Raw genomic sequence first — 3,317 nt, 5'->3', positions numbered from 1 at the left:
TGGGCGACCGGCATCGCGGGCCTCGCCACGCTGGCCGTGGTCGCCATGCTGCCGGTGGACCAGTTCGCGCGGCTGCTGCCCGGCGCCAGCGGCGCGGGCCTGGTGTTCTATGAAGAAAGCCACGGCGGCACCGTGGCCGTGGTCGAACGCGCCGGCAATGGCAACCGCTTCCACCGGCTCTACATCCAGGGCGTGTCGAATTCGGGCGATGCCATGCCTTCGTTGCGCTACATGCGGCTGCAGGCGCTGCTGCCGCTGATCGTCCACAACGCCGAGCCTAAATCCGCGCTGGTGGTGGGCTATGGCACCGGCATCACCGCGGGCGCCTTGTCGCAATACCGCGGGCTTGAAAAACGCGCGGTGGCCGAGTTGCTGCCGGCCGTGCTGCGCGCCGCGCCGCATTTCCAGGGCACCTTCCAGGCCGCCACCGACCCGGGCCTGGACAAGCGCCTGCGCGATGGGCGCCGAGAACTGCAGGCCAGCGCCGAACGCTGGGACCTGATCACGCTGGAGCCGCCGCCGCCGTCAGCCGCGGGCGTGGTCAATCTGTATTCGCGCGATTTCTACCAACTTGCCGCGAACCGGCTGGCGCCCCAGGGCATCGTGGCGCAATGGCTGCCACTGCCCACACAGAATGAGGACGACACCCGCGCGCTGGTCGCCAGTTTCATCGAGGTCTTTCCGCATGCCCAACTGTGGACCAGCGAGCTGCACGAAATGCTGTTGTTGGGGTCGATGCAGCCGCTGGCGCTGGATGCGGCCCGCATCCAGGCGCGCTACGACCAGCCGGATACCGCCGCCGCCTTGAAGGCGGTGGGCGTGCCGTCCGCCGCCGCCTTGCTGTCCCTTTGGGTGACCGACCGCGATGGATTGGCGCGCTTTGCCGGCAGCACGCAGGCCGTGACCGACGACCGTCCGGGCATCGAATACGCAAGCTGGGTCCGCCCGCGCGAAGTGGCGCGAGTCCTGCCCGCGCTGCTGGCCTTGCGCAGCGAACCGCCGCTGGTCGGCGCATCCGAGGCGCTGCGCGCCGACATGCAGCTGGAGCGGGCGCGGCTGGACACGTTCTATCGGGCCTCGCTGGCGGCCTACGTGGGCGATCGTGAAACCTGGGGCAGGGAAATGAACAAGCTGGCGCGCGACGACGGCGACAACGCCTACTACCGCTGGTTCATGTCGAGCGCCAGGCAATAGGGCTCAGCTGCAGATGCGCCGCCAGGGCGCGACCCCATGGGGCGAACAATAGCCCGCGCAGGGCGTCGCCATCGACATGCCGCTCTGGCAGCGCAGATCCGGCGCCCGCTCGCCATAGGGCACCATGCCCTGGCAATCGCACTGCGCCAACCCCGCGCCGGAAGGCAGTTTCTTGACCAGATCGGCCTCGGCGGTGCGTTCCGCCTTGGCCGCCGGCGGCGCCGGCGCCTCGCTGTCCGCGTCGGCGCGCTCGATGACGCCCCGGATCTTGGCGGACGGCATGTTGCAAGCCTTGGCGATCGCATTCACCGTGCGGCCGTCGTTGGCCATCGCCAGTATCTTCTTGTCGCCGCAGGCCGCGTCCGCGCGTGGCGCGGCCAGGGCAAACAGCGCGAGGGCCGCGGCCAGCAAGATGCCAGGTCTGGTCAATGTCATTGCACGCCTCCTGCACCCATGCCCGAATGAGGAAATACGGCGTAGTCTGCTCAGGCTAGAGGGTTTCGCAAAGAGCGTAGTGCCGGCTGTTTGGGGGTGTCAACGCAGCCCGATTGCCTACTTCTTTTCACCGACGCCGGACCGGTATCGGCGCTATCCCTAAGCATGAGGCGGCTTGGTGCGCGCGCCATGATGCGGCGGCACCAGCCTTTGCGGGCTCAAGCGGCGGCAAGTTCCGGATGCGGACCTGCCGCGAACGGGTGCGCGGCGATTTCGGACTGCGCCCGGGCGCGAGCCTCGTGCAGCGCGTCCGCGCCGCGCGCCGTGCCTTGCACCGAGAAGAACGTCACGTTCCTCAGGCCTATCGTGCCTAGTACGTGCCTGAGATACGGCGTGAGGAAGTCCGGCTGGCTATCCGCGCCGCCGCCGAAGTCGCCGCCGGACGAAATCGCCACGTACACCGGGCGATCCTGCAGGCTGCCTTCCTTGCCGCGCGCCGTGATCTGGAAAGTGCTGCGCACCCGCACCACGTGGTCGATCCAGGTCTTGAGGGACGCGGGTACGGTGAAGTTGTGCATGGGCGTCGCGATGACGATATGCGTGGCGTCCTGCAAGGACTGGATCAGATCGGATGAGCGGCCCAGCGTGCCACGGTTCTGGCGGCCGTCGGTGGGATCCTGCCGCGCGCTGAGCGTGGCTGCGTAGTCGGTGTCGACCAGGGGCAGGGAGGTCGCGTCCATATCGACCACGGCCGCGGACGGTGCGGCGGCAAGGAGCTGATCGACGACGGTTTGCGACAGGCGATAGCTTTCGGAGGCGCGGCCGCGCGGGCTGCAGATGATGCGCAGGATGTTCATGAGGCGGGAGTTTCCAGGGACTTGCTGAATCGGATCGCGCTGGTCAGCAGACCGGCGCGGAAATAGAAGCGTTGGGCCAGGGCGTTGCCCAGGCCCGTGTCGAGCACCAGGCGGGCGCAGCCGCTGTCGCGCGCGGCGGCGTCCAGGGCTTGCAGCAGCCGTGCGCCCCAGCGTTCGCCGCGGCGGCTGTCCGCCACGACCAGATCGTCGACGTACAGAAAGCGGCCGTAGATCAGATTTTCCTGCAGGCGGTAGCCGGCCAGAGCGACGGCCTGGCCGTGGTCCATGGCGGCCAGCAGCCGGTAGCCATCGGCGCGCATGCGGCTCATGCGCTCGACGAAATCGGCTTCTTCCTTCAGGTGGGGCCTGAGCTCGCGCATGAGCGGCAGGCAGGCCCGCAGATCCTGCGGGCTTTCGAGGTGTTGCATAGCGGCTTCTGTCATGGATGCACTAGCGGTGTCAGGGTTCATGAGCTTCCATGTTAGGTTTCACATGCCATAATTAGAAGGGCCATAAAATCAATTTTGGACTATGCCATGATCAGCCCTCAGCCCCGGGACCCACCAGCACTGTCGGGCGACGCCGAGCCCCTGTACCGCCAGGTCTACGAGCGCTTTCGCGGCGCCATCGCCCAGGGCACGCTCAAGCCGGGCGATCGCATTCCGTCGGCACGGGCGCTGGCCAAGGAGCTGGGCGTGGCGCGCGGCACGGTGGAAGTGGCGTACTCGCTGCTGGCCTCGGAAGGCTATATCCAGGCGCGCGGCCAGGCCGGCACGGTGGTGGCGCCCGATCTGCAGCCGCAACATGCGCCGCCGCCTGCCGCCGCCGTCC

4 protein-coding genes and 1 pseudogene are annotated in these 3,317 nt (G+C 68.2%); 2 read left to right on the top strand and 3 right to left on the bottom strand.

Annotated elements, in window-relative coordinates; all coding sequences use genetic code 11:
- Nucleotides 1-1,194, top strand: a pseudogene (locus VIR09_RS00500) (spermidine synthase); the annotation flags it as partial.
- 3 nt (nt 1,195-1,197) lie between these two features.
- On the opposite strand, the gene VIR09_RS00495 reads toward VIR09_RS00500, so the two are convergent.
- The 3 genes from VIR09_RS00495 to VIR09_RS00485 form a co-directional block, all read right to left on the bottom strand.
- Nucleotides 1,198-1,629 carry a hypothetical protein gene (locus VIR09_RS00495; RefSeq protein ID WP_332010656.1) on the bottom strand — a complete coding sequence of 144 codons (432 nt, stop codon included), beginning with the start codon at nt 1,627-1,629 and terminating at the stop codon, nt 1,198-1,200.
- Between the two features lie 218 nt (nt 1,630-1,847).
- Complete coding sequence (locus VIR09_RS00490) at nt 1,848-2,486, bottom strand: FMN-dependent NADH-azoreductase (protein ID WP_332010654.1); 639 nt, start codon at nt 2,484-2,486, stop codon at nt 1,848-1,850.
- Entirely contained in the window at nt 2,483-2,914 is a 432-nt protein-coding gene (locus tag VIR09_RS00485; RefSeq protein ID WP_332010653.1) for a GNAT family N-acetyltransferase, read from the bottom strand. The genes VIR09_RS00490 and VIR09_RS00485 overlap by 4 nt, the downstream gene beginning before the upstream one ends.
- A 108-nt stretch (nt 2,915-3,022) precedes the next feature.
- On the opposite strand from VIR09_RS00485, the gene VIR09_RS00480 reads away from it, so the two are divergent.
- Nucleotides 3,023-3,317, top strand: a 295-nt coding sequence (locus VIR09_RS00480) for a GntR family transcriptional regulator (protein WP_332010651.1), incomplete at its 3' end; no start/stop codon positions are given.

It is taken from the genome of Achromobacter sp. (assembly GCF_036567245.1).
Classification (GTDB): domain Bacteria; phylum Pseudomonadota; class Gammaproteobacteria; order Burkholderiales; family Burkholderiaceae_B; genus Achromobacter.
The sequence above is the reverse complement of the archived record's forward strand: the minus strand, read 5'-3'. Positions and strand labels throughout refer to the sequence as shown.

Bases quoted from the DNA above. Each gene is read 5' to 3' on its own strand.
- VIR09_RS00495 (WP_332010656.1), bottom strand. From the start codon at position 1,629: ATGACATTGACCAGACCTGGCATCTTGCTGGCCGCGGCCCTCGCGCTG.
- VIR09_RS00490 (WP_332010654.1), bottom strand. From the start codon at position 2,486: ATGAACATCCTGCGCATCATCTGCAGCCCGCGCGGCCGCGCCTCCGAA.
- VIR09_RS00485 (WP_332010653.1), bottom strand. From the start codon at position 2,914: ATGCAACACCTCGAAAGCCCGCAGGATCTGCGGGCCTGCCTGCCGCTC.